27 protein-coding genes are annotated in these 25,654 nt (G+C 62.8%); 13 read left to right on the forward strand and 14 right to left on the reverse strand.

The features are described 5' to 3' along the window. The first annotated feature begins 13 nt into the window (after nt 1–13). From BLW62_RS03660 to BLW62_RS03670, 3 genes are all read left to right on the forward strand, one after another. Entirely contained in the window at nt 14–430 is a 417-nt protein-coding gene (locus BLW62_RS03660) for a hypothetical protein (RefSeq protein ID WP_090505280.1), read from the forward strand. 89 nt (nt 431–519) lie between these two features. Continuing rightward, the gene (locus tag BLW62_RS03665; protein ID WP_090505282.1) at nt 520–1,161 is read left to right on the forward strand and encodes an HAD family hydrolase; all 642 of its coding nucleotides are present in this window, start codon (nt 520–522) and stop codon (nt 1,159–1,161) included. A 100-nt stretch (nt 1,162–1,261) separates the two neighbouring features. Beyond that, nucleotides 1,262–1,465, forward strand: coding sequence for a hypothetical protein (locus tag BLW62_RS03670; protein WP_090505284.1), 204 nt, complete (start codon nt 1,262–1,264; stop codon nt 1,463–1,465). Nucleotides 1,466–1,538: 73 nt separating this feature from the next. Here the strand turns inward: BLW62_RS03670 and BLW62_RS03675 are convergent, their stop codons facing one another. Then, nucleotides 1,539–2,192: a helix-turn-helix domain-containing protein gene (locus tag BLW62_RS03675; RefSeq protein ID WP_076579040.1), complete on the reverse strand. Its 654-nt coding sequence runs from the start codon at nt 2,190–2,192 to the stop codon at nt 1,539–1,541. A 101-nt stretch (nt 2,193–2,293) separates the two neighbouring features. Further along, a complete protein-coding gene (locus BLW62_RS03680) occupies nt 2,294–4,216 on the reverse strand; it encodes a molybdopterin biosynthesis protein (protein WP_090505286.1) in 1,923 nt (640 codons plus the stop codon). Nucleotides 4,217–4,422: 206 nt separating this feature from the next. Between BLW62_RS03680 and BLW62_RS03685 the strand changes: the two genes are divergently transcribed. Both BLW62_RS03685 and BLW62_RS03690 read left to right on the forward strand, forming a co-directional pair. Continuing rightward, nucleotides 4,423–4,746 (forward strand): hypothetical protein, encoded by a 324-nt coding sequence (locus BLW62_RS03685; RefSeq protein WP_090505289.1) that lies wholly within the window; start codon nt 4,423–4,425, stop codon nt 4,744–4,746. Nucleotides 4,747–4,827: 81 nt separating this feature from the next. Then, nucleotides 4,828–5,961: a serine hydrolase domain-containing protein gene (locus BLW62_RS03690; protein ID WP_090505291.1), complete on the forward strand. Its 1,134-nt coding sequence runs from the start codon at nt 4,828–4,830 to the stop codon at nt 5,959–5,961. Nucleotides 5,962–6,039: 78 nt separating this feature from the next. Here the strand turns inward: BLW62_RS03690 and BLW62_RS18490 are convergent, their stop codons facing one another. Together BLW62_RS18490 and BLW62_RS03695 are read right to left on the reverse strand one after the other, a co-directional pair. Further along, on the reverse strand, nt 6,040–6,180 hold the full coding sequence (locus BLW62_RS18490; protein ID WP_175459670.1) for a hypothetical protein: 141 nt from the start codon (nt 6,178–6,180) through the stop codon (nt 6,040–6,042). 42 nt (nt 6,181–6,222) lie between these two features. Further along, nucleotides 6,223–7,521 carry a molybdopterin molybdotransferase MoeA gene (locus BLW62_RS03695; RefSeq protein WP_090505293.1) on the reverse strand — a complete coding sequence of 433 codons (1,299 nt, stop codon included), beginning with the start codon at nt 7,519–7,521 and terminating at the stop codon, nt 6,223–6,225. Between the two features lie 127 nt (nt 7,522–7,648). Here BLW62_RS03695 and BLW62_RS03700 point away from each other — a divergent pair, with 127 nt between their 5' ends. The 4 genes from BLW62_RS03700 to BLW62_RS03715 all read left to right on the forward strand — a co-directional run bounded on the left by BLW62_RS03700 (nt 7,649) and on the right by BLW62_RS03715 (nt 11,327). Next, the gene (locus tag BLW62_RS03700; protein WP_090506404.1) at nt 7,649–8,479 is read left to right on the forward strand and encodes a GIDE domain-containing protein; all 831 of its coding nucleotides are present in this window, start codon (nt 7,649–7,651) and stop codon (nt 8,477–8,479) included. A gap of 107 nt (nt 8,480–8,586) precedes the next feature. After that, nucleotides 8,587–8,961 carry an Hsp20/alpha crystallin family protein gene (locus BLW62_RS03705; RefSeq protein WP_090505295.1) on the forward strand — a complete coding sequence of 125 codons (375 nt, stop codon included), beginning with the start codon at nt 8,587–8,589 and terminating at the stop codon, nt 8,959–8,961. A 73-nt stretch (nt 8,962–9,034) separates the two neighbouring features. Beyond that, on the forward strand, nt 9,035–10,705 hold the full coding sequence (locus BLW62_RS03710; RefSeq protein WP_090505297.1) for an ABC1 kinase family protein: 1,671 nt from the start codon (nt 9,035–9,037) through the stop codon (nt 10,703–10,705). A gap of 85 nt (nt 10,706–10,790) precedes the next feature. Then, the gene (locus BLW62_RS03715; RefSeq protein ID WP_090505299.1) at nt 10,791–11,327 is read left to right on the forward strand and encodes a small multi-drug export protein; all 537 of its coding nucleotides are present in this window, start codon (nt 10,791–10,793) and stop codon (nt 11,325–11,327) included. 15 nt (nt 11,328–11,342) lie between these two features. On the opposite strand, the gene BLW62_RS03720 is transcribed toward BLW62_RS03715, so the two are convergent. From BLW62_RS03720 to BLW62_RS03735, 4 genes are all read right to left on the reverse strand, one after another. Next, entirely contained in the window at nt 11,343–12,377 is a 1,035-nt protein-coding gene (locus BLW62_RS03720; protein ID WP_090505300.1) for a deoxyhypusine synthase, read from the reverse strand. A 130-nt stretch (nt 12,378–12,507) separates the two neighbouring features. After that, the gene (locus BLW62_RS03725; protein WP_139305372.1) at nt 12,508–13,491 is read right to left on the reverse strand and encodes a hypothetical protein; all 984 of its coding nucleotides are present in this window, start codon (nt 13,489–13,491) and stop codon (nt 12,508–12,510) included. A 272-nt stretch (nt 13,492–13,763) separates the two neighbouring features. Beyond that, nucleotides 13,764–14,531, reverse strand: a complete 768-nt coding sequence (locus BLW62_RS03730; protein WP_090505304.1) for a Nif3-like dinuclear metal center hexameric protein — start codon at nt 14,529–14,531, stop codon at nt 13,764–13,766. Between the two features lie 83 nt (nt 14,532–14,614). Continuing rightward, entirely contained in the window at nt 14,615–17,074 is a 2,460-nt protein-coding gene (locus tag BLW62_RS03735; RefSeq protein ID WP_090506405.1) for a cbb3-type cytochrome c oxidase subunit I, read from the reverse strand. 204 nt (nt 17,075–17,278) lie between these two features. On the opposite strand from BLW62_RS03735, the gene BLW62_RS03740 reads away from it, so the two are divergent. The 3 genes from BLW62_RS03740 (at nt 17,279) to BLW62_RS03750 (ending at nt 19,839) form a co-directional block, all read left to right on the forward strand. After that, complete coding sequence (locus BLW62_RS03740; RefSeq protein WP_090505306.1) at nt 17,279–18,196, forward strand: acetamidase/formamidase family protein; 918 nt, start codon at nt 17,279–17,281, stop codon at nt 18,194–18,196. Nucleotides 18,197–18,264: 68 nt separating this feature from the next. Next, entirely contained in the window at nt 18,265–19,083 is an 819-nt protein-coding gene (locus BLW62_RS03745) for a hypothetical protein (protein ID WP_090505308.1), read from the forward strand. Between the two features lie 87 nt (nt 19,084–19,170). Next, entirely contained in the window at nt 19,171–19,839 is a 669-nt protein-coding gene (locus BLW62_RS03750) for a hypothetical protein (protein ID WP_090505310.1), read from the forward strand. Nucleotides 19,840–19,900: 61 nt separating this feature from the next. Here the strand turns inward: BLW62_RS03750 and speB are convergent, their stop codons facing one another. Continuing rightward, a complete protein-coding gene (gene speB / locus BLW62_RS03755; protein WP_090505311.1) occupies nt 19,901–20,803 on the reverse strand; it encodes an agmatinase in 903 nt (300 codons plus the stop codon). Beyond that, nucleotides 20,803–21,177: a translation initiation factor IF-5A gene (locus BLW62_RS03760; protein WP_090505313.1), complete on the reverse strand. Its 375-nt coding sequence runs from the start codon at nt 21,175–21,177 to the stop codon at nt 20,803–20,805. The genes speB and BLW62_RS03760 overlap by 1 nt, the downstream gene beginning before the upstream one ends. Before the next feature lie 206 nt (nt 21,178–21,383). On the opposite strand from BLW62_RS03760, the gene BLW62_RS03765 reads away from it, so the two are divergent. Then, nucleotides 21,384–22,013 carry a hypothetical protein gene (locus BLW62_RS03765; RefSeq protein WP_090506406.1) on the forward strand — a complete coding sequence of 210 codons (630 nt, stop codon included), beginning with the start codon at nt 21,384–21,386 and terminating at the stop codon, nt 22,011–22,013. A gap of 23 nt (nt 22,014–22,036) precedes the next feature. Here BLW62_RS03765 and BLW62_RS03770 read toward each other — a convergent pair whose 3' ends face one another. The 4 genes from BLW62_RS03770 to BLW62_RS03785 all read right to left on the reverse strand — a co-directional run bounded on the left by BLW62_RS03770 (nt 22,037) and on the right by BLW62_RS03785 (nt 25,619). Then, nucleotides 22,037–22,435: a pyridoxamine 5'-phosphate oxidase family protein gene (locus BLW62_RS03770; protein WP_090505315.1), complete on the reverse strand. Its 399-nt coding sequence runs from the start codon at nt 22,433–22,435 to the stop codon at nt 22,037–22,039. Nucleotides 22,436–22,554: 119 nt separating this feature from the next. Next, a complete protein-coding gene (locus BLW62_RS03775) occupies nt 22,555–23,370 on the reverse strand; it encodes a glycosyltransferase (protein WP_090505317.1) in 816 nt (271 codons plus the stop codon). A gap of 246 nt (nt 23,371–23,616) precedes the next feature. Further along, the gene (locus tag BLW62_RS03780) at nt 23,617–24,876 is read right to left on the reverse strand and encodes an ArgE/DapE family deacylase (protein WP_090505319.1); all 1,260 of its coding nucleotides are present in this window, start codon (nt 24,874–24,876) and stop codon (nt 23,617–23,619) included. Next, the gene (locus BLW62_RS03785) at nt 24,876–25,619 is read right to left on the reverse strand and encodes an SDR family oxidoreductase (RefSeq protein ID WP_090505321.1); all 744 of its coding nucleotides are present in this window, start codon (nt 25,617–25,619) and stop codon (nt 24,876–24,878) included. The genes BLW62_RS03780 and BLW62_RS03785 overlap by 1 nt, the downstream gene beginning before the upstream one ends. Nucleotides 25,620–25,654 lie beyond the last annotated feature (35 nt).

Genomic DNA, 25,654 nt, shown 5'->3' on the forward strand with positions numbered 1-25,654 from the left:
GTATTTTTCAGCAATGTCGACAGCATCGCAGGACGCTGACGGGATCCAAGAGCGACTCGTCGACCACTTCGGACGGCTCCCGGCCGGCATCTACGTTCTCGTGTTCGTCCTCATATTCGAAGGAGCGTTCTCGTATCTCAATCCCGCTGCAGCGGGCGAGGCGCTGACGACAGCTGAAATGGCCGGTGTGATACTTCCACTTCTCGTCGTTGCCTGTTTGCTCTCTGGGCATCCGATCGGCTGGTTGCTCGCGCTTACGTACTTCGGCGGAACGGCCGCCCTCGGGTTGTTCCTCGGGATGTCCGTCGGTTCGCTTCCACTCCTGATGATTGTCGTCTACGGGGCCGTCGTCATCTATCTACTAGCCGTGAGCGAACACTACGACGACCCGTTTCAGTGGATCACGGGGAACCGTTCTCCGAGCAAGTGAGGCCGCCGAACACGTCGCGAGTCCCAGCCCGCGTGAGTGAGTCCTCAGGCGATACATCTTTACTCGAGAGGGACGTATCTCTGCGTCCAATGGCGGCTTCGCTCGAGGACGAGTACGACTTCTGGCTGCTCGATTTAGACGGGACGCTCATCGACGTCGAGTGGTCTTACACCCGTGAGATATTCGACCGGGTCGGCACGAAACTCGGCCGCGAGTTCACCGACCGAGAGGCGGACATCCTCTGGAGTGGCCTCACCGGCTCGAGAAACCGTCAACTCGAGGAGTGGGGAATCGATCCCATCGCGTTCTGGGATGCCTTCCACGAGGAGGAGGATCCGCTCGTTCGGGCCGAACAGACCTACCTCCACGAGGACGCTGCGTTCGTCACCGACCTCGACGTGCCGGTCGGCCTGGTCACCCACTGCCAGAAGTTCCTCTGCGAGCCGGTGCTCGATCACCTCGACATTCACGACTGGTTCGACGCCCGACTGTGCTGTACCGAGCAGACGGGCTGGAAACCAGATCCGGAGCCAGTGCAGTCCGTGATGGACGATCTCGGCGTCGGTGACAACGGCCACGTCGGCGTCCTCGCCGGAGACGGGGCGAACGACGTCGGTGCAGCCTGGAACGCTGGACTCGATGCGATTCACGTCGAACGAGTCGGCCACGACCGACGCGGGCTATGTGTTCGAGGCGACTATCGCGTCGATTCGTTCGACGAGTTGTTTTGAGTGAGAGTCCAGGGATAGTGATTGTTCAGCGTTCGAGACGGCGCTCAGCCAGCACCAAAAAAGATTCAGTGCGGCACTCTGAGTGACACCCAGAGACACGATGAAATACTGCCTTACCTGCGACTGGTATACCACCCCCGCAGACGAGCCCTCCAGCGCCACTCGCTCGCGAGACGCCATCGACCACCACGTCGAGACGGGCCACACCATCGACTCGAGTAACGGCATCGTTCCCCCACAGTTGCCAGACCTCCCCGAGGAAGTGTTCGTTCGCGATCTTATTCCCGCGCGCTCGAACGATTAGATCACTCTCGGCGCGAATCTTCTGACTTGTCGTTCTCATCTCGGCGCGTACCGGGCGAACGATCGGTTGACGCTCACCTGACGTTCGATTGCTCGCGCGCCGGCTGAAGTTCGTCGTCGACCAGCGTCTCGTACGCCCGACGAAACCGTTCGGAGAGCGCCTGATGCGAGATGCCTAACTCCTCGGCCAGTTCCTCCATCGAGATACCACGGGGGATTTCGAAATAGCCGTGCTCGAGTGCGGCCTCGAGCGCTTCCTGTTGTTGGGGGGTCAGTCTGGTGTCCGTGCCGGAGACCGTGCTCACGTCGCTGACTCGTCGCAAGTCGACGGAAATGCCCGTCTCCTCGAGTCTATCGTAGGCGTCGACGAGGGTGTCTCTGTCGGGGAATCGCACGCGAACCTGCCACCAACCGTTGGTCCCCCACATCTCGAGGACGGAGCCGCCGTCGGCGAGCAATTCGTCGCGGAGTCGTTTCGTTCCGTTCTCGAAACTCACGTCGAAGAGCAGTCGGGAGTCCGTCTCGACGAGCAGTTCGTACGCCGCGACTGAGTCGTCCAGTTCGAACGCCCGTTCGACGGTCTCGCGGTCGACGTCTGAGACCCACAGGGAGGGGTTGGTCTTGGATACCGAGGACTCGAGTTCGAACGTGGCCTCGGATGCGTGTTCGAGTGCTGTCCCCAGCGTCGTCTCCGCTGCAGGGAGCCGGAACTCGGCTATCGTCGACATCACCACTTGTACACCACACACGCCTAAAAATCACTGTTCTGACAAGAGTGACTATCGGCCTCGTTGATATCGACTCCTGAACGGTGACGTATCGAGGACGGTCAACGAGCGATGTCGATCTCCGAGTCGGATTCGAGTGCAGCCTCGAGTTCGCGCACGCTCTCCGTGTCGACTCGATCCGGGTTCGCGAGGACGCGAACGGGTTCCGAATCGACGGGAACGAACGCGAGGTCGAGTCGGTCAGCCGTTTCGCGAAGGCCGAGTCCAGCGTCCGCGTCGCCGCCGATTACCTTCCGAGCGGGACTCTCGTGAGCGCGAAGCGCCAGGTCGAAGCCGTCGATGGCGTCACGAACGTCCTCCGGACGCTCGTCTCGATCGGCAGCAATTGCGTCCAGTTCGGCCTCGAGACTCGAGCGAAGTCCGGAGTCGGTCGTCCGATTGACGAACCGAAGATCGTGCTCGAGCAGGTCCGCCAGTCCCTCGAGTTCGTCGGGGTTGCCGGGCCTAACGACGAGGCCCCACTCGCGGCGCCAGCGGCCGAGTTCGACTGCGTCCACGTCGCGCTCGAGCGGACCAGCGACCACGGCGACATCGGGGACGCCGTCGCGGAGTCGCCGAAGGCCGGGTCTCGTGCCAACCGAGAGGTAGCGAGGGTTCTCGAGGCCGTCGAGCAGTCGGTTCAGCGTCGGATCGTCCTCGCCGATGCCGAGCAACGTGGGTGGCCGAACGTCCGGTGAGAAGAGCGTGACCGCGACGGATTCGCCTTCCTCGAGGTAATCGGTCTCCGGGCTCACTTCGACGACGCCGTCGGCCTCGGCGAGACTCGTCGTCGCACCACTTCCCTTGTCGACGGGGTAGACGAGTGGCGAATCGTCCTCGCGTTCGACGACCCCCACGGGCATGAGCCGGAGTCGACCTTCGCCGTAGCGTTCCTCTCGAGCCATGACGCCCGACACCGTCGCCGAGTCGGGTTCGGGGACGCCGGCGGCCGCGCGAATCGCGGGCGCGACGAACGTTCGAAAGACCATCATCGCGGAGACGGGGTAGCCGGGCAACCCGACGTACGCGGAGTCGACAGTTGACGAGCGACCGTCACCGTTCGAGCCATCCGACCCGTCCGAGCCCCCGAGTCGGCCGACGAGCATCGGCTTCCCCGGTTTGACGCTGACGCCGTGAAGGAGGAGTTCGCCTTGCTCTTCGATCACTCGGTAGATGACGTCGACCGCGCTCGCGCTGGTCGATCCGGAGGAGAGGACGAGGTCACACTCCTCGGCAGCCTCTTTGAGAATTGCCTCCATCTCCGCTTGCTCGTCGCCCGCGTGTGGGTAGAGCACCGCCTCGCCGCCGGCGTCTTCGACCCCCGCGGCGATCGTGTAGCTGTTGACGTCGTAGATCTCCCCGCGAGCGCTCTCGAGGTCGCCTCCCGGCCGCACGAGTTCGTCGCCGGTCGAGACGATGCCGACCGTCGGGCGAGCGCGGACGGGCACCTCGTCGATACCGAGTGCGGAGAGCAACCCGATATCACGGGGCGTAATCTGCGTTCCCGGTCCGAGCGCGCGTTCGCCCGCCGCGACGTCGGCACCGGCGAACATGACGTTGTCGCCGGGTGCGACCGACGTTCGAATTCGGACGGTCTTCGTCTCGGTGTCGATATCGGTTCGCTCGACGGGAACCATCGCGTCGGCCCCCGAGGGCATCACCGCGCCGGTCGAAATCTCGACGGCTTCGCCCGCCTCGAGGTCGATCGACGGTTCTTCACCGGCGTGGACCTCGCCGACGACTTCGAGTTCGGCCGGGTCCGCCTCGTCGGCACCGAACGTCTCTCGAGCAGCGAGCGCGTAGCCGTCCAGACTCGCGCGATCGAATCCGGGCACGTCGAGTTCGGCGTCGAGTCGCGCGACGAGCACGCGCCCGCTGGCCTCCTCGAGTGGCACGCGGTCGATTCCGCCCTCGAGCGAGAGCGACTCGATCGCCTCTCGTGCGGCCGCCGGCGACGCGAGATCGCGAAATTCCTTGCGTTCCATATCTGGCGTTGACGGGCCACGCGTAAAAACGTCGACCGACTCGTGCCCGCCGCGATGCGATTCGGGTCGCTCGAGTCGACGCGGACCGACGACGGTTCGTGGTCGAAATTCGCCAGCATTGTCGCCCGTCGGTGGCGTCCTCGAGGGCCATTTATATTCACGGACGGATAGATGACTTTTTCCGGTCGACCCACAAATTGCGTGGTATGGCTACGCATGGCTCTCGACAGGTAACGGGCACGGCTGTGTCGCTTCCGGACGCCGTGCCACTCGACCTCTCTCATCTCTCCCGATTGAGCTGGGAGCTCGGCTCGCGGGTCATCCGCGACGAGGATGCGTCGCTTCACAGCGAGTGGACGCAGACGGGACGGTCGTGGGTGCTGTCCATCTTCCGCGTCACGAACAACACCGTCACGTTGCGCGTCCGAACGCCAGTCGGTCGAGAGCGATTCTACGGCGCTGCCCGACAGGACCTCGAGACGGCGTTGCCCCGCCTCGAGTCGGCGACGAACTGGCAGCGACTCGAGTAACGATCCATTGTGGGACGCGGGTAACGGTCGGTCGTGACACCGAGGGGAACGGTTACAACGCTCGCAGTTGAGTTCGTTGGTATGTCACGACTTGCCGAATCTGATCGCGAGCGAATTAGTTCATTGTTCGACCGACACCTCGAGGTCGGACTCCACCACGGCGCGCAGTTAACGGTCTCTCTCGACGGCGAACAGGTACTCGACCTCGCGGGCGGAGTGACGGGACCGAACGGTGACGAGGAGACGCCCGCCCGTCGACACGTCCTCTTCTCGTCGACAAAACCGTACGCGGCCGTTACGCTCCACACGCTCGTCGACGAGGGCCTGCTCTCCTACGACGACCGCGTCGTCGACCACTGGCCCGAGTTCGCCGACTCCGGCAGCGAAAAGGCCGAAATCACGGTTCGACAGGTGCTGAGTCACACAGCCGGCCTCCCACGGGGTGAGATCGACCGACGGCCGGACCTCTGGCCCGACTGGGACGCCGTCATCGAGCAACTCGAGGAGATGGAACTCGTCTATTCTCCCGGAGACGTGCCGGCCTATCACCCGCTGACGTTCGGCTGGCTCGTCGGTGAACTCGTGCGCCGGATTACGGGGACGCCGATCGAGGAAGCCGCCGCCGAACGCGTGTTCGATCCCCTCGAGATGACGAATACTGGAATCGGGCTCCGAGATCACGAGACCGACGACGTCGCGACTCTCACCGCGTTCGACGAGTTCGACCGCTGTCGCGACCCCGGCGAGGGAATGGGCGATCACAACGCCGTCGCTGCGCCGTTCAACACCGAAGCGATCCACCGAGCCGTCATTCCCGCGGCGACGGGCATCGGAACGGCGAGCGACATGGCCCGATTCTACGCCTGCCTCGCAAACGGCGGCGAACTCGAGGGCACGCGCATTCTCTCGGAGGAGACCGTCGAGGAACTGACCGCCCTCGAGGCCGAAACGGAGGCAGACGGCACGCTCGATCGCGAGGCGCGCTTCGCGTTGGGCTTTTGGAAAGGCGGAACGACGGCCGCACCGTACGGCGTGCTCTCGCCGGAGCGCGTCTTCGGGCACGCCGGACTCGGCAGTAGCGTCGGGTGGGCCGACCCCGAAGAAGGGATCGCCTTCTCCTACGTGACGAACGGTGTCCGCGAAGGATCCTACGAACATACCGCGCGGGTAAACGCCCTCGCGGACGCGCTTCGACTCGCACTCGCGACACCCTGATCAACGTCAGGTCACCACTATTTTCCGGTCAGTTACCCAGAAGGACAATGCTGGGTGCCATCTCTGCTATGTCGATGGTCAGACGATCCCCTGGAAGAGGTCGCTGAACAGGATGAGCAAGATTCCTGCTGTGATAACCAACAGCAAGAATGCAAAGAAGATGAGCGCTGCTTGTCTGCCGGTGAGCGTACTCCCTTCGAGGAATTCGTTAACGTCCATACCTGCTGGTTAGCGAGACAGTGGTATTAAACGATGGTGGTCCTAGACGGTCGGTTCCCAGTTTTCGACGGCGACGGTCTCTCCTGCGGGGATTCCCTCGCGCTCGTCGCCGACGACCACCCAGCCGTCGGCGAGTGCGACGCTCGAGAGCACACCCGATCCACTCGCCCTGGTCGGAATCGCCCGGTAGCGGGGCTCGTCCGGTCCGAAGTCTCCGTCCCCGAATTCGCGCTCCTCGAGTTGTACGCGTGCGAACGTTCGCGTGCCGGGTTCACTCGGGATCTTGCGCTCGAGTCGGGCGTTCGTCGTCGGATGGGGTGCAGGCGTCGTCCCCTCGAGCCAGTTCATGACGGGCCGGAGGAACTGGACGGCGTTGACGATGCAGGCGACGGGGTAGCCGGGAAGGGCGAGTACGGGCGTCTCTTCGACGATACCGAGACAGACGGGGTGGCCGGGTTTGAGCCCGACGCCGTGGACGAGCACCTCGCCGAGGTCGTCGATGACTTCGGGGAGGAGGTCTCGCTGGCCGACCGAGGAGCCACCCGTGGTGACGACGACGTCCTTTGTCAGATCGCGCTGGATCGCCACGCGCAACGAGTCAGGATCGTCGGTGACGACGTCTCGGTACGTGGCCGTGCCACCCCAGCGTTCGACGAGTCGGGAAACGGTGAGACCGTTCGTCTCGACGACTTCCCCCGGATCCGGGTCGCGCTCGACGAGTTCCTCGCCCGTCGGCACGACGCCTACTGTCGGTGGCGTCGCGACGGTTACCTTCGCGTACCCCGCAGACCGCAGGAGACCGAGGTCCGACGGCCGAAGGCGATGACCTGCCTCGTAGAGGTGTTGGTCCTCTTCGATATCCTCTCCGACGGGAGCGACGTTCTCACCCTCCGCGACGGCGTCTTCGACCTCGAGTTCGCCGACCGATTCGCGTTCGGCGACGTGTTCGATCATGACGACTGCGTCGGCACCCTCCGGCAGGGCGCTTCCCGTGTGGACTCGAGCGGCGGTGTCTGCCGAAACGGACGCGTCACCACCCGTCTTGTCGGCGATCCGCAGCACTTCGGGTGAGCGGTCACTCGCACCGAACGTATCGGCCGCGCGAACGGCGTAGCCGTCCATCGCCGCCCGTTGGTAGTGGGGAACGCTCCGCGCTGCCGTGATCGGCGCGGCGAGTATCCGGCCGTCCGCACGCTCGATGTCGATCGTCTCGATACCCGTTTCGGGCTCGATTTCGGCCCCTTCTCCGACGACCGCCTCCCGAAGTATCCGACGCGCTTCGTCCACCGGCGTCCGTACTTTGAACCCAGATTGCTTCCGGTCGCTGTCGGCTCCGTCCATACCCTGACTCGAGGTGCCGTGGGCCAAAAACGTAGGGGACACGACCGAAGCCGCGATCCAAGTCGGCAGTGGTTCGCGCCGACACTGTACTTATATGCAACTGATCAGAATGCTGGAGTGTTCACCGATGACCCTCCAACTCGAGCCCGTGACGCTGACGATACTCGCCGTGGGTGTCGTGGTGGCGGTACCGTTTTGCTGGTACGGCATTAGCGAACTCCGACTCGCGAACCGAATCCTGCGTTCGGAGCCGAATTCGGTACTCGACACCACCGACGGCGGCCACGTCGAACTTCGCGGCATGGCACAGCCACTCGAGGCCGATCGATTGTGTCGCTCGCCGATCAGCGCCACACCGTGTCTCGCCTTCGAGTGTGAAGTCGAGACGCTCTCCTCGAGCGGTACGCAGAACTCCTCGAGCTGGTCGACCGTCTACACCGACCAGGAGTACGTCCCGTTCAGACTCGAAGACGGCGACGGGAACGTCCTGATCGAGCCGCCGGGTGCCGATTTTCGCCTCGAGACGGACGCACAGGCGAAAGTCGACGCCGGAACGGAACCGCCGTCGGCCGTCGCGCAATTCATCGAGGAAACGGACGAAGTCGACGCACAGAACACGGGAGACGACCGGGGACTTCTCGATCGGTTCACGGACACCGACCGACGCTTCACCGAACGTCTCCTCGTTCCCGACGGGTCGGTTCACGTCTTCGGGACGGCCCGCTACGACACGACCGTCTCGAGCGCACCGGGACAGGTCAACGCCGCCGTCGGCCTCGACGAGGCGGCCTACGCCGACAGTCGGTGGCTCCGTCTCCGCCACTCGCTAATGGGTGATCCGTTCATCATTTCCGACAGCACGGAACGGCAACTCGGGCTTCGTGCCGGCGCGTATGGACTCTTCAGCGTCGCACTCGGACTCCTCGCCGCAGGAATCGCCGTCTTCTGGGCGTTTTGAGGAGTCGGTGGGAAGATGGGTGTCGCCTCAACCGACTGTCGCGTTCACGACATCCCGAACCAACCGCTACCGCGGGCTTTTTCGTATCGGCGTTCGAACCAGTAGGTATGCCAGCGCTTCGTGACGCACTGGGCGATCTCTCCGAAGACATCTTCTTCGATCTCCTCGAGAGCGACGACGACTACCTCCTCGTTCTCGACGTTCCCGGCGTCTCCGCCGAATTGCTCGATCTCACGGTCGAAAACGGGCGGATCTCTATCGACGCACACCGCGAGAAACCAACCGACGACCACTACCACTACCTCGAGGAGAACCGCTCGCTCTTTCTCGACGTCGACCTTCCGGTTCCCGAGGACGTGATCGAAACGGAGGCGACGGCGACGGTCGAACGCGGCGTACTCGAACTGACGCTGCCAAAACGCTCGGGTGGCGGCGAGACGACGATCGACGTCGTCGACCAGGACGAAGACGAGAACAAGTAACGTGAGGTGACAGAGACTGGGCTCCCTCCGCGCGTACAAGCGATTCGTTCTCGTCGCCTGGCAGTTCCTCCCGCTGCTCGTCGCCTTCGCCCGTGACCGACGGCGGTTTCTGTTCTTCGGTCGGTCGCGACGGGTCGACTCGGAGACACACCGCCAACGCGCCGAGGTGCTCCTCGAGTCGCTGTTGACGCTTGGACCGACGTTCATCAAACTCGGGCAACTGCTCTCGACGCGCCCCGACGTGTTGCCCCCCGCGTACATCGACGTGCTCTCGGCGCTTCAGGACGAGGTGCCACCAGCCGAGTGGGCGGACGCGAAAGCCGTGTTCGAGGACGAACTCGGTCCCGTCGACGACTACTTCAGCGAGTTCGACACCGAGGCGATCAGCGGCGCGAGTCTGGGACAGGTGTACCGAGGACGCGTCGACCCGTCGTCCGACCTTGCTGGAAGAGACGAGGCCGACGACGCTACGGCCGAAAGCGACGCCCGCGAACGCGAGGTCGCCGTCAAAATCCGCCGTCCCGAAATCGAATCGCTCGTTTCGGCCGACCTCCGGGTCATCAAGTGGTCCCTTCCCATCTTGCTCACCTTCGTCGACGAGTCGCGGGCGTTCTCGCTCGAGAACCTCGCCGACGAGTTCGCCAAGACCATCCGCGAGGAGATGGATTACGAGCGCGAAGCCGAGATGCTTCAGGAGATCCGAGGGAACTTCGAGGGCGACGACCGATTCCTCGTCCCGGACGTCCTCGAGAGCCACTCCGGTGAGCGCGTACTCACGATGGAGTACATCGAGGGGACGAAGATCAACGACGTCGACGCGCTCGATGAGAAGGGGATCGACCGAACCCAAATCGCCGAAAACCTCGAGCGCTCGTACCTGCAGATGATCATCGACGACGGCGTCTTTCACGCCGATCCGCACCCGGGGAACCTCGCGGTGACGGACGACGGCCGGATCGTCTTCTACGACTTCGGGATGTCCGGCCGCGTCGATTCGTTCGTCCAGGAGAAGATCGTCGACTTCTACGTCGCGGTGGCCAACCAGGATATCGACGGCATTCTCGACGCGTTGATCGAGGTCGGAACGCTCAGTCCGGACGCCGACAGAGGCGTGATGGCCGAAGTCATGGAGATTGCGATCCAGGACGCCCGCGGGCAGGACGTCGAGCAGTATCGGATCAACCAGATCGTCGGCCAGATCGAAGATTCGATCTACGTCTTCCCGTTTCGTCTCCCCAAGAACCTCGCGCTCGTGCTTCGAGTCGCGACCGTCGTCGAAGGGGTCTGCGTGACCCTCGATCCCGAATTCGACTTCATCGACGTCGCGACGGACTACCTCACCGAAGAAGGCTATCGCGAGGAAACCGCCCGGCAGTACGTCGCGGAGACAGGCCAGCAACTCCGACAGACCGGCGAATCGTTGACGCGACTCGCTCCCAAGACCGAACGGACGCTCGATCGACTTGAGCGCGACGACCTCTTCGTTCGCATCGGGCTCGAGGACGAGGAGGATGTCTTCAATACGTTCGCCAAGCGCTTGATTTACGGCATGTTGCTTACGATGTCGCTGTTCTCGATGGGCGTCCTCTACGCCCTGCAAGCACCCGAGGCCAGCATCGTCGCTGCGGTCTTCTCGTTCGTCGTCGCGATTCAACTCTACCGGTCGTTTCGCGAGCCGCGTTCGACGCGCGTCAAGCCCCAGTTCACCCGCCAGAACATGCGCCAGCGACGCGAAGAGGAGTGATCGTGGCCGGATATCGTCGGGGACTACTCGAGTCGAATCGAAAGCTACTGCTTCGTTCCCGACCGACGATTACTGACGGAGAGTCATGACGGGTACACTGCTGCTCATCGATGTCGGGTCGACGCTCGAGGACGCGGGCGGATTCCTTCAGTACCTGCTGGTATTCGTATTCGCGGCTATTCCGGTCGTGGAGATTCTGGTCGTCATCCCCGTCGCGATCGGTGTCGGACTCGACCCGGTGCTCTCGGGCGTCTTCGCGTTCGCCGGAAACGTCGCCTCGATTTACGTCCTCATCGGCTTCCACAAACAGCTCAGAGAGTGGTGGCACAGGCGCCGCGGGCGCGAGACGCGGACACGCGACGAGTTGAGTGAACCGCCCGACGAGGAGTCGGCGAGCGACCGGTACGCCCGTGCTCGAGGGCTCTGGGAACGGTACGGACTGCCTGGTATCGCAGTGGGCGGGCCGATCCTGACTGGCGTACATATCGCCGCACTCGTCGCCTTGCTGGCGGGGGGGTCGAACCGACTGGTCGCGGGCTGGATGACCGTCGGCATCGCGGCGTGGACGGTCGTGTTAGTAGCTGGTTCCGTATACGGATTCTCCTTGCTCGGCGTCGTCTGAACGCCTCGAGTCGGCCTACGCCTCAAGTCGCTCGAGCGTGGCCGCGATCACGAGCGGTAGGCTGATCGTCGCGTCGCCGTAGACCGAGACGTTCTCGGCGTCTTTCTCGAGTTTACCCCACGAGCGGGCTTCCTCGAGGGTCGCACCCGAAAGTCCCCCTGTCTGTTTGGGGTCCATCGTCAACTGGACGCCGTAGTCGTAGGCTCCGGGCGTGACGAGCATCGTCTGGAGGGTGAAGTTCTTGGGGACGCCGCCGCCGACGACGAACGCGCCGGCTTTCTCGGCGTCGAAGGCGACGTCCGTGAGCGGTGACATGTCTGCCAGCGCGTCGAGCGAGAACGGCGAGGTCTGGGAGTACATCCACGCCTGCAGGCCGAGCACGGAGTCCTGAACGGCGGGGCAGTAAATCGGCACGTCGTGTTCGTACGCTGTGGCCGCGATGCCGGGGCCTTCTTCGATATCGTCGCGTTCGTTCACGTCGCTGTTCGCCCGACCCAGTTCCTCGGTGAAACGCTGGATCGAGACGGGACCCGATTCTTCGGCTTCTGTCTCGAGCACCGGAAAGACCTCCTCGCGCAGGTGTGACTCGAAGTCCGCGAAGTACTCCTGGGGCAGGTAGACGTTGTAGATTCGATCGACGCCCTCGTCGCGAAGCGTCTCGTCGTGTTCGCGTTCGGTCTTCCCCTCGGCGTGGGCCGCGCCGTGGTGGTGTTTTCCGCCGATGGCTTCGATCGAGTCGTGCGTGAGATTCGCGCCGGTGGTCACCAGCACGTCGATGTGGCCCTCGCGGATCAGATCGGCGACGATCCGACGCATCCCCGTCGGGACCATCGCCCCCGCGAGGCTGAAGAAGACGGTCACGTCGTCGGCGAACATCGATTCCGTCACGTCGACGGCTTCGTGGAGGTCCGCAGCACCGACGCCGGCGTTCCCGTACTGCTCGGCGAGTTCGCCAACCGTCATGCCAGCACGGGCCTCGGCGTGGCCGATGGGGTCGTGCGAAAACGTCTCTCGTTCTGGAGTGTGACTCGAGTCGTGATCGTCGCTCATGTCCGTTGGTGGGCGCGCCAGCGCTTTGAACGCCGCGGTCTTCGCGAAGAATGTGTGCGCGGGACCTCGTCGTTCTCCCGCCCTCGAGTCACTGGAAGGCCGGTTCCAACAGCTGAGCCGTCTTCGACAGCTACGCCGTTTCCTCAGCCTCCTCTGGATTCTCGAACGGGAATTCGGCGTCGGGATCGGGATAGACAGGGCACGGACACGCCTCGCCGGTCTCCGTCTCGATCGACGCGCTGTCGACTTCCTGCCCGTCCTCGAGCAAGACGACCGACGCCGCTCCGTCCGTTACCGGAACCGGGAAGCACGCGGTCGACTTCGCGGGCACGACGAGTTCCCCCTGTTCGCAGTCGAGGGTGGACTCGTCCGCCGACTCGACGCTACTCGACGCTTCTTCCGACGCAGCGGCCTCGTCGTCCGCTGGCGTCTCGTCACCGTCGTCCTCGCTTACTTCGACGACGACCTCGCCGAAGAACGCCTCCTGACAGGCCTCGAGTTCGGGATTGGTCGCCGTCACGTCGCCGTCACCCGGAACCGGCTCCCCGTCGTCGTGAAACGCCTCCGCATAGCCGACGATGGCGTCCTCGGGGACGTTCTCGACCTCGGTGATGTCGATCGTCTGTTCGCCCTCGACCGGCCCGACGAACTCGATGACGTTTCCTATCTCATCGTTCTCTACGAACAGCGCCTCGAACGAGGCCGCCGCGAAGTCTCCAACGACGCGGATCGTCTGGCAATCGAGGTACTCGATTCCCTCCTCGGGTTCGTCGGGCTCCTTCTCGTCTTCTTTCGGCGTCTCGAGACGCCACTTGAGGTCGGCGTCGCGTTTCCCGCGATTAGCGACGCAGAATGCAGCGCCGCCATGTTCCTCGTCGATACACTTCGGGATCAGCGACAGTCGGTCGGACGCACCGGTCTCTTCAGGTTGATCGTCGCCCGTCGCGTCACCCTCGGGATTGTTATCGCCGTTGATGTCGCCTGTCTCTTCGGTATCGTCGGTATCGTCGTCGGCGCTCACGCTCGAGAGGCCGATCGCGCCACCGCCGACGAGTGTGCCCACGGCTCCGAGTGCCTGTAACTGCTCGCGTCTGGAGTAAGTCTCTCGTGTCATGATCGTACTCCGGAGTTGTGCCTCTGGAGTGGATGAACCGAACAGATCGACGAGCATTGTTAGCTGGAAACTGTTACCGTTGCAAACGTCGTACGATCGAGTATTACACGAACGCTTGATGGTAAGGACTGCCTGGGTCGAGTAGCGTCGAAAGAGGGCTAACCGTTGTAAAATAGTGCAGTTGAGCGGGCGTTCTCGCCGCTCGATCCAACTTTCGGCCCGCGAGCGCGTCGTCCGTACGAGTCGACTACGGCCGAAGCGAAGCGACGCGCTTACAATCCCGTTGGAACGTCGACATACGTCGTCTCGAGACCCCACTCTTCGACCAGGTTCTGGAGCGCGCGGACACCGAAGGTCTCCGTCGCGTAGTGGCCGGCGAGGAAGACCGTTACACCTCGCTCTCGAGCCTCGTGGTAGGCCTTCTGCTTCCCTTCGCCCGTGACGAGCGCGTCCACGCCGGCGGCTTCGGCTTCGGCGAGCCAGTCAGTGCCGCTACCGGTGATGATCGCGATCTCCTCGAGTTCGTCGGGGCCGCCCTCGAGCACCTGTACGGGGTTTTCGCGGCCCTCGAGCGACGTTTCCAGTCGTTCCTGAACCTGGGTCGTCGTGTACGATTCTGGTGCGACACCCCGCTGGCCGATGTACTCGGGGCCGAGTTCGCCGAAGGGGGTTCGATCCTCGAGGTCGAGTACGTCCGCGACACCGGCGGCGTTGCCGAGTTCCTGGTGGCCGTCGAGGGGGAGATGGGAGACGTACAGTGCGAGGTCGTTCTCGAGGAGCGTCTCGACGTTCTCGTACGTGCGGCCGGTGACGCGATCGAATCCGCCCCAGGAGATTCCGTGGTGGGTGAGAAGGACGTCGGCACCGGCGTCGGCCGCGCGTTCGAACGTCTCCTGGACGCCGTCGACGGCGACGGCGACGTGTTCGACCTCGGCGCTGTCGGGGCCGACCTGCAGGCCGTTCGCGCTGGCGTCGAGGTCGGCGTACGCGTCGGTTCGGAGCTCCTCGTCGAGTCTGTCGACGAATTCGGCGAGTTCCATAGCTGGCTGTTGCCCGGCGGGGCTCTTGTATCCGGCTGTCGATCCCGACGAGACGAAGGAGAGAAATTCCCGCGTCCGGCGACTCACATCAGGTAGAACAGCGGGAACAGGAACACCCAGACGATGTCGACGAAGTGCCAGTAGAGCCCGAAGAACTCCACCGGCCGACTGTCCTCGAGGTAGGCGTCGATGCTGGTGATCCGGTAGATCATGAAGATCGCGATCAGGAGACCAAAGAGCACGTGTAAGGCGTGTAAGCCGGTGGTGACGTAGTAGACCGAGTACTCGAGGCCGTACCACCAGTACTCGCCGTCGGCGAACTTCATGCTGTACTCGTAGGCCTTGACGCCCATGAACGACAGCCCCAGCAGTAAGGTGGCGCTCATCGCGGCGAGGAGCCCGCGCTTGTTCTTCCGCTCGGCAAACGACAGCGCGAGGACGACGGTGAAACTCGAGGTGAGCAAGATGTAGGTGTTGAGCAGACCCGGCCACGAGGCGAACGGAACGGTCTCCCAGTTGCCCCAGCCCATGTGCAGGCGCATGAAGACGAACGCGCCGATGACGGCCCCGAAGACGACGACGTCCGACGCGAGGAACACCCAGACGCCCATTTTCGTCGTTCCGATGCCCTGGAACGGCCACCGTTCGGCGATCGCCATCTCGGGGGCGACGAACTCCTCGCGACCGTACTGGAAGAGCGTGTAGCCCAGAATCGCGACGCCCAGAATCGTCAACACGGGATAGACGATGTTCGGCGCGGCGGCGGTGCCGTCGAGTGCCTCAGGAGCCGTTCCGGTTCCCTCCGCATAGGAAACCATGTACGGCGTGATACCGGAGACGCCGAGGAAGAAGACGAATATCCCGAAGCCGATGCCAAACGGCCAGATGCTCGCGTGATCGACGTGGGCCTCTTGGACTGCCTCCTCGGCGGCGACGCCGCCGTCCGTCGCCGCCTGCGAGTCCTCGACGAACTCGAGGCGACCACTGGCGTAACTCGGCCGTTCTTCCCAGTTCTCGAGGGGCGGTGGCGAACTCGTGGCCCACTCGGCAGTCCGGGAGAACTCCCAGGGATTGTCGGGTGCGGCGGGGCCCGAGGCCCAACTCTTCGCGAACGTGTAGAACATGATCAGGAACGACGCGCCGAGGACGAACGCGCCGACGGTCGCTAGCTGGTGGTAGATCTGCATCCCCTCGCCGAAGTTGAAGACGCGTCGGGGTGTCTCCCAGGCGAGAAACATCGGGAAGTAGAGCAGGTTGAACCCGATGAAGTACACCGCGAAGTTGAGTTTCCCGAGTGCTTCCGAGTACATCTTCCCGGTGATTTTGGGCCACCAGTAGTAGAGGCCGCCAACGAGGGCTGTCACGCCCGAAACCATCACGTAGTGGAAGTGAGCGACGACCCAGTAGGTGCCACGGAACTCGTAGTCCAATACGACGGCACCGAGGAACACCCCGGTAATTCCACCGAGGATGAACAAGACGAGCGCGCCGAGACTGAACAGGAACGGCGTCGTGAGCCTGACCCGACCCTTGACCATCGTGTAGATCAGTGCGAAGACCATCAGGTCGAACGGCAACGAGATCCCGATAGTCGTCGCCATTATCAGGGTCTTGATCTCCAAGTTGATCGTCGTCAAGAACATGTGGTGCATCCAGACCAAAAAGGACTGGACGGCTACGAGCACCATCGCGATGATGACCCACTTCCGCCCGACGAGTCGCCTTCCAGTGAACGTCTGGAACGTCTCGAATATAACTCCTAACGCGGGGAAGAAGACGATGTACACCTCCGGATGGCCGAAGAACCAGAACAGGTGCGCCCAGAGGAGACTCGAGCCCTGATCGGTCGCCATGTACTGCGTCAAGAAGATGCGATCACTCGCCTGTAACAACAACGCAGCGAGTAAGGCGGCGAATGCGAACAGCATCATCCAGACCGTGAGCAGCCACGTCCAGGTGAACAGCGGCATGTTCCAGAGGCCGAGCCCTTCTGCCCGACAGCGGTGGATCGTCGTGATGAAGTTCACCGTCCCGATGGTGATCGAGAGAACGAATATGATCAAGGCGAGAATCGTGGCGTTCCCACCCGTCGTCGCTTCCATCGCCGGCGTGTACATCGGGACGTTGAGCGGCGCGTACATCGTCCAGCCGCCGGCGAACGTCCGTCCCTGGAAGAACGAAATCGCAAAGAGGATCCCCGAGAACAGGTAAAACCAGTAGCTCATCGCGTTCAGGCGTGGGAACGCGAGGTCTTTCGCGCCGATCTGTAGGGGGACGACGTAGTTCGCGAACCCGGTCGCGATAGGCGAGAGGAACCAAAACACCATCAACAGCCCGTGGGCCGAGACGGCCTGATTGAACTCGGCGCCGGAGAGAAAACCCGTTCCGCCCGCTTCCCAGAGTTGGACACGGAAGAGTAACGCGAGGACACCGCCCAAGAGGAGAAAGAACAGCGACGTGGCGAGGTAGAGGATTCCGACGTCCTTGTGGTTCGTCGTAACTAACCAGCGCTTGACGGTCGTCATCGGTGGCAGGTCACTCACGTGTACCACCATCCACACCGGCACTCACAGTCTCCAGTCGGTTTCCCGTCTCGGACGTACCACTGACCCGTCGAACATTAGACAGACGATTCAGGAAGCCCATTAACAGCAAATTCGACACCTGATCTCCGTATCAATGTATGTGGTGCATGTGCAAGGACTCGAGAGTGCCATTTACCACCCTGCAAGCCGATAGTCTCGCGTATGGCACGCGAGACGATTTCCCACGAGACGGGTGCGATCTACGAATTCACGCCGAACCTCGAGTCGATCGCGACGGTTGAGTCGGGAGCCCAACTCACGATCGAGACGCGAGACAGTTTAGACGGCGCGATACAGGACGACTCGGACGTCATCGACTCGATTCCCGAGGAGGTCAACGCCGCGACGGGCCCGATCGAAATCGAGGGTGCAACGCCGGGTGATGTCCTCGCCGTCGAGATCGAAGCCGTTCGACTCGACGAACCGCTTGGCCGAGTCATCACCATCGACGGCTTCGGGTTGCTCGACGAATACGACGACATCGAGGCTCCGCGAACGCAGACGACACCAGTGACGGACGACGGCGACGCCATCGAATTCGACGATCTCGAGGTCCCCGTCGACCCAGTCATCGGCACGATCGGCGTCGCACCGGAATCTGAGTCGTACACGACGCTCGTTCCTCACGACCACGGCGGCAACCTCGACACGACGGACGTAACGGCGGGGAACACGATCTATTTCCCCGTCTTCCAGGAGGGCGCAATGCTCGCGATGGGCGACTGCAAGGCCGCGATGGCCGACGGCGAGATGTGTGGCACCGGCGCGGAAATCGCGACCGAAATCGACGTCACCGTCGACGTGATCGACGGCGGCGCGGCCGATATCGACCTCGAGCGCCCCCTCGTCGAGACTCCCGACGCGTGGAAACCCCTCGCGAGCGCCGAAACGATCGAGGAAGCCTGCGAACTCGCGAATCGGGACGCCATCGACCTGCTCGCGGCCGAACACGGGTTCGACAATACCGACGCGTATCTCCTCTCGAGTCTGGTGGGTGGCCTCGAGATCAGCCAGGTGGTCGACCCGCTGGTGACGGTGCGCAACTCGATTCCGAAGGCGTACCTCACCTCACCGTTCTGATCGCCACGGTTCATTGCCCCCCAATTTGTTGAACAATACTTATGTTCGAGGTGTACTGTGGTTGAGACATGGACTCGTCCGTCCTGACGGTTGTTTCGATGCTCTCGATTCTGTTCGGTGTCGGTGCCCTCTATCAATCCACGAAATCCTACCGACAGTACCGAGCCGTTGACGGACTCACACCGGAGACGACACTCGCAGCCGGCGACGGTGGCGAGACGACGGCCGTTCGAGGGCCAGTCGCCCTCGAGGAGCCGGCAGTTCTCGAGCGCACACCCCCCGAGGACGCGGGAATCGAGACGAATCGCGCGGCGCTCGTTGCGTGGCGCGTCCGGCGACACGTGCGGACGGGAAGTGGAAAGTCGGGGAAGAGCCGCTGGCGAACGGTCGACAGCGGGATTGCTGCCGGCGAATTCGCGATACGAGAGCACGGACGATACGTTGAGATTCCTGCGGAGTGTCTTCCCGGAGGCGTCGAAGGGTCGTTCGATCCGTTTGCGGATTCGAACGTCCACCTCGGCGAACCCGAACACGACGTTCGACTGGGTAAACCACGTTTGGTGACGAAAGCGCTCGAGCGACTTCGACTCATCGGGAAGAACGGACTCCTCGAGGACACAACGGTTTCGCTCAGTATCGGCGGAACGTCGGCGAGTCCGGATCGGTATCAGGCGACCGTCATCGAGGACGGCGAGGAACTCACGATTAGCGGAACAGTAGCCGACTCGCAGGCCGACCCCGACTCCGTCTTGGAACCAGCCAACGAGGGGGAAACAGCACTGGTCGGTGGCCGACTCGACGACGGCGGGAGCCAACTGCGTCGGCGAGCACTGACACAGGTCGGAATCGGTGTGATCGTGCTCGCAATCGGCCTGCATCTAGTTTGAACGGACGACTGCCGATACGCCGACACGATTGCGGCGAAGACGTGTCCCACCGGTGCGACTAACTGACCTGTTACTCGAGATGGATGTATGTCCTCCACACCCAGCCAGCGAGCGGACCACCAGGAGGTCGAGGCCCTCGTCCGGCGATACCATCGCGTCGAACGCATTTGGAGTATCGCAATTGCGGTGCTCGTCGCCATCGTGGCGGTCGTCGCGCTCTTCACACTCCCGCTTCTCGTCGGCCTCTTCGTCGCGCTCGGCCTCCTCGCGCTCGCTCGAGCACCACTGATCACGCGGACGACCACGACCAGCGCCGTGACTGACGCGGGTCCATCGACCGTCGTCTCCGAGTTCGACGACGCCTCGCCCCCAAATCTCGTATTCCAGTGGGGGCTCGCCGACAGCGTTCGTGCCACCGACGACGGCGGCGCGTACGACTTCACGTACTTCTTCGGGCTCCAGTCAGCCACGATGGACGTCGATGTCGACGTTCGACCCGGTGAGCCCCCGGAGACGGATCTCGTCGCCACGCTCGAGATCGTCGCGACGACGAACGGTCGCTCGTGGGGAACGCACACGGTTTCAGTTCGAGACGACGGAGACGAAACCCGCCTCGAGATCGAGAGTACGACCGACCGTCGGTTCGGAGCCCTCTTTCTCGTACAAGGGCTCGTCGCGGATCGCTACTACGAAGACGCACTCGCTGCGCAAGGGTACACCGTCCTCGAGCGAAACTGGTCGCTGTCAGTGTTGTGAGCGCTCGGAACCAGGACGCGGAGTTCGATTCGTTGCGTGAATTTTCGGTTCGGAGCGTGAATTACTCGTCTGCGCCGTCACTCGCCGCCTTCGAGAAGACGAACTCCCGAACCAGTTTCCCCGCCAGCGACGCAGCCTGTCCGTCGTCCCGGTCGTTGACTTCGACGACGTCGAAGCCGCCTGCGTGGGGAGCGAGCGCGCGGACGACATCTCGCATCTCTCGAGGCTTGAGGCCGAACGGCTCCGTCGTTCCCGTCCCCGGCGCGTACGCCGGGTCGGCGGCGTCGATGTCGACGCTCAGGTAGAGTGCTCGGTTCTCGAGTTCCGCTCCGGGTTCCCAGTCGGCGACGTCCTCGGGTGGGACGACGGTCACGTCGTCGGCCGCTGCCCGCTCCCACTCGGCCTCGCTGCCGGTTCTGATACCGAGGAGAATCACCTCCTCGACGCTCTCGACCTCGAGGATTCGACGCATTACGGCGGCGTGGGAGTGTTCGTTACCGTCGTAGGCGTCGTAGAGGTCGAGGTGCGCGTCGAGACAGACGACCACCTCGGGGGAGACGGCGCGGACACCCGCCAGCGAGACGGTGTGTTCGCCACCGAGCATCAATGGGACGGCGTCGTCCCAGACCACATCGCGCAGGGTTCCCTCGAGGTACTCGAGATACGCCGGGACGTCGTCCCACGCGCGGATGTCGCCGTGGTCCGTGACGCCCAGTTGCGAAAAGTGGTGGTCCGTTCGACGGTCGTAGTCGTCGAACGGTTCTGCAAACGTTCGAATGCGTCGGGGACCGAATCGAGTCCCCGGCTGAAAAGTCGTCGATACGTCCAGGGGCGCACCGACGACCACGAAGTTCACGCCGCCACGGTCGGACTCTCGCCCTCGCGCGTCGGTTTCACCGTCACGAGCAGCCGTCTGGCCGTTCGCGTCGGATCGCTCGCGTTCGTCGCTCGCCCCGGGAAACATTAGACGATCTTGCGCTGGTCTTCCATCTCGAGGTATTCGATGTTCTCGTCGGGGGAGACATCTTTGTCCTCGGGGACGCGCATCGTGATCGTCTCGTAGGTCTCGAGGTCCATGACCTGCATGTCGTTGCCGTCGACGGAGACAATTTGTCCGTTCTTCCGGTCGATGATCGGGACCCAGATCTTCGCGTCGACTGGCTGGGAGAGCGAGCGCTTCTTGCCGTCGAAGACGCCTTTCGCTTCGACTCGAGCCTTCGCGCTGCCGTGTTTGCCCGGCTTTGCGGTCGAGTAGGCGTTGATCTTACAGGCTGAGTCGTCGATCATGACGTAGCTCCCTTCCTGGAGTTCGCGAACTTCGGTCTGCTGTTTCGCCATGTCCCGGGGTAATCAACCGACGGCCATAAACCGTTTGGAATGGACGCTGTCTCGAGGACCGGAGCGGAACCCGTCCAGCCCCGCTGTAACTGCCGTCTCCGAGTTTCGAATATTCGATGAAAGTGGTGGAGACGAGTCACGGGAACGGGTCGAAAACCGTGCCGAGAGGCGAACGCACTACTGACTGGGCGACGACGGTCCACGCGATGGAAGTCACCGTCGTCGTTCTCGGTGCCGCCGCCCTCCTCCTCTCGGGGGGAAGCGCAGCGATGGTCGTTCGGTACCGGCGAGGAACCCGTCCACAGCGAGCCATCGCGACCGACCTCGACAACCGCCTCGCGGACGCGATGGGGCCGGGAACCGGCACCCACCTCGAGCAGCCACCGTCGGTTCGCCGGATCGTCTCGATCGAAGGTGGAGAGGGTGGAGAGGGCAAAAAGGACGGAGAGGGTGGAGAGGGCGAAGACAACGCGACGACGGTGGTTCCGGTCGTCCGAATCGACCTCGAGACGACCGATACGCCGGGGATGAAACTCGTCCTCGAGTACGTCGCGAGCGTTCTCGAAGCAATACATCCCGCCCTCGAGTCCTCAGACGTGCGCGTTTCCCACTACGATGTCGAGTGTACCTTCGGCCCCGACGGCTTGCTCGTCGAGGGCGAGTGTCGTCGGGTGTCGGTTGCGCCGGAACTCGCCGATCGGTTGCTCGAGGACGAACGCTACGGCGCATTCGAACTCTGGCGTGACGTCAAACGCGGGGATCGCGACGACGAGACGCCGACGACGCTGTGGGAACCCTGTCGGTCGTCCACAGCAATCCGGACGCAACTCGAGTGAGGGCTGGCCGTCGATTTCGTTTCTCACTCGTCCGAATACGTCTGTGAACTCGCCGACGCAACATCGATACGTACGAGCGTATTTTCGTCGTAGGCGTCGGGTTCAGCGCCGTACTTCTCGTTGATTGCACGTCTTGCCGTGGTCGTCGCTTCGTCGTCGTCGACCACCCCTGCGGAGCCACGGAGCGTGACCATCCATTGTGGCTCCCCGCCGTCGTCGGATTGGATCGAGAGCGCGACACGCGGATTCGCCTCGATATTCGAGAGTTTGCGTCCGGTCGTAACGATTTCGACGACCTCGTCGTCGGCGAGATAGCGGTACCAGACCGGCGCGACGTGGGGGCGGTCGTCGACGCTGGTCGCGAGGTGTGCCATGAGAACCTCGCCCTCGAGTAACTGCTCGATTTCCTCGGAGACTGTCACGGCAGTGGAGTCAACGGGTTCTGGGAAAAGCGATTTCCTTGACGGTGCCGCGGCGACGGCGGCGAGGCTGCTCACCAGCGTGTCCGTCGGCTGGCGGATTGTCGTCTGGTGTACTCTGGCTATTTGGGCGTGTGCTCGCCGTCTCCCGACTGGCGAATACGGCCCACGTCCAACCGGAGGTAGTGCCAGAGCGTTCCGGTCAGTCCGTCCGTGGCGATACGACGCCCGGAGCTTTCGACGAGCACCTCGGGGTAGTACCCCGTCGGATAGCGTTTCGCGAGTCGACGGCTAAAGGCCGTATCCTCGTTCGGGACGTCCGGAAACCCGCCTACCTCCTCGAACGCTCGAGCGTGGACGAACGTGTTGAATCCGGGCAGAATCGGTCGCTCGAGTCGCGAAAAGACGTAGTTGATCGTCGCCGCCATCAGGGTCGCCCGTAGCGGGCCGGTGATCCGGCAGTGCGAACTCGCGGCGGCGAGGGCGTTCGACTCGACGAATCCGAGCATCGCGGTGAGGTAGTTCGCTCGCAGTTCCGTGTCGGCGTCGACGAACGCCAGCCACTCGCCGTTCGCACGTGCCGCACCGTGATTCCGGGCCTGTGCGATGCTCGAGTCCGGGTCCTCGAGCACGGTCACGTCGTACTCCCGGGCGATGGCCGTCGTGTCGTCAGTCGAGCCGCCGTCGACGACGATCACTTCGTGCTCGTAGGCCGTGTCCAACCCAGCGATGCTCGCCAGTGCGCTCCGGAGATACTCGCCTTCGTTCTGTGTTGGGATGACGAAGCTGACAGCAGGACGGGGAGAGTCGCTACGATCCGTGGCCGTGGTTTCGTCCGCGACGGCAGTGTCGGTAGCACGTTCGGTATCGATATCGATATCGATATCACGTCCAGCGTCCGTTTCGGTGGCCGTTTCGTGGCCGTCAGGAGCCCCCATTCGGTCTCTATTCGAACTATCTTACACGGCCGGTTTTAGTTTGTGGTGTCCCGCAGCGATTCGTCTCGAGCACCGTCGGTCCCGTTGTGTCGTAAGCGTGGGTCGAAATTCGAACGGGCAGCGATGGCTGTGAGTGAACGCATCGTCCTGTCACAGAGAGTGGTTCCGTGGTTTGCAGTGAGCACTCGTTTGGAAATCGAGTCCATTGCAGCGTTCGGAACCGAAGAATCCGCTGAGGGTTCTCGCTTAGTTCGGTTCAGTTTCACCGAGGAGATCGATCGTCGTGGCCGCCATCACCTTCGCCGCTGTCAGTATCTCGTCGATCGGAACGTACTCGTCCTCGACGTGTGCTTGCTCGAGAAGCCCCGGCCCGTAGACGATGCAGTTCTCGATTCCGCCGTCGTTGACGACGAATCGCTGATCGTCGGAGCCAGGAGAAACGACGAACTCGACGTCACCGTGGTGGCGTTCGACGTGCGTTGCGACCGTCTGACTCACGGTGCACTCCCGGGGCACCTCAGCAGGTTCTGCAAACATGATTTCGTCGTAGTCGAACTCGGCTCCCGTCGCCTCCTGTGTGGCCTGAAGGCGAGCATCGATTTCCGAGCGTGCATCGGAAACCGATTCACCGGGAACGAGGACTCGGTAGAACGTCGCCGTGCAGCGATCGGGAACGACGTTCTCCGAATAGCCGGCGTCGATCATCGTCGTGGAGATATCCGCGTGACGCGATTCCGGTGGCGTAACGGGAAGATCAGTCGTCCGCGTATGAAGCGTCTCACGATACTCTTCGATCCGGCCGAGGAAGTCCTGCATGGCCGTAATCGCGTTCTGGCCGTCGTGCGCCATACAGCCATGAGATTTCTTTCCTTTGGCCGTAACTTCGAATTTCAACACACCGCGATGACCGAGACAGACGCGAGTGGAGTCGAAACACTCCGTATAAATGCAGTAGTCCGTCTCCGCGAAGTACCCCTCGTCGACGAGGTAGCCGAGACCGGTGAACCCACCCGTTTCTTCGTCGACGGTCATACTCTGGGTGATCGTCCCCGCGAGGTCCACATCGGCCGCCTCGAGTGCGTCGACTGCAAGGAGACTCGCGGCGATTCCCGACTTCATATCGCTGGCACCGCGACCGTAGAGTTTCCCGTCCTCGACGACGGGGTCGTACGGATCACGCGTCCAGTCGACACCGGCCGGAACGACGTCGAAGTGACCGGTAAAGTGTAGTGTCGGGCCATCACCGTACTCGCGATGACCGAGAACGTTCGTACGGGGGTACTCCGCTCGGTCCGGATAGTGCTCGGCGACGACGTCCTGCGGAACCGGGACCGTTTCGACGTCGTAGTTGCGCGCGTTCAACGCCTGCTCGAGAAACGCCGCTCCTTCGGGATACGCTCGACCGGGCGGGTTTTCCGTTGGGATCCCGATGAACTCAGTGAGAAATTCGACGATTCGGTCTCGGCGAGCGTCGATTGCATCGAACACCTGCTGTTGGGACGTCATCAGATATCTCGTCCTCCGTCGACCTCGAGTGCGGTCCCGGTGATCATGTCCGCCTCGTCACTCGCGAGGAAGACGGCTGCTGCTGCAACATCCTCGGGGGTTGCGAGTTGCTCCATTGGAATTGTCGATTCCATATCACTGACACGCAGGTCTTCGCCTGAAAACTCCTCGAGCATTGGCGTCTCAGTTGCGACGGGACAGATCGCGTTCACCCGGACGTCCGGTGCGAGTTCTTTCGCTAACTGCTTCGTCAGTGCAACCATCCCGCCCTTCGACGCGACGTAGGCCGAAAGCCCTGTTCTCGGTCGGATCGCCGCTGTCGATGCCGTGTTGAGGATGACACCATTGCGCTCTCTCAGATGTGACACGGCGTACTTCGTCCCGAGAAACGCACTCTTGAGATTGATATCGACGAGGCGATCCCACGTGTCCTCCGAAACGTCTTCAACCGGCGTTGCTCGTTGTGGAATGCCAGCATTGTTGTGTAAGACGTCGAGCCCGCCAAACGCAGAAACCGTGCGCTCGATCATCTCCCGTACGTCAGCCGACTCCGAGACGTCGGCTTCGATCGCGATGGCGTCGCTGTCTCCCGATTGGATCTCTCGTTTCGTCTCGGTTACAGCGTGTTGATCGATATCGACACAGGCGACCGCAGCGCCTGTCGTGGCAAATTGGCGAGCACTTTCCTTCCCCATGCCAGAACCGGCACCCGTAACGAGTACAACGCGATCTTCACTGTCCATGGTGTATGATATCGATATCCTCGCAATGAATCTTC

Source organism: Natronorubrum sediminis (assembly GCF_900108095.1).
Classification (GTDB): Archaea; Halobacteriota; Halobacteria; order Halobacteriales; family Natrialbaceae; genus Natronorubrum; species Natronorubrum sediminis.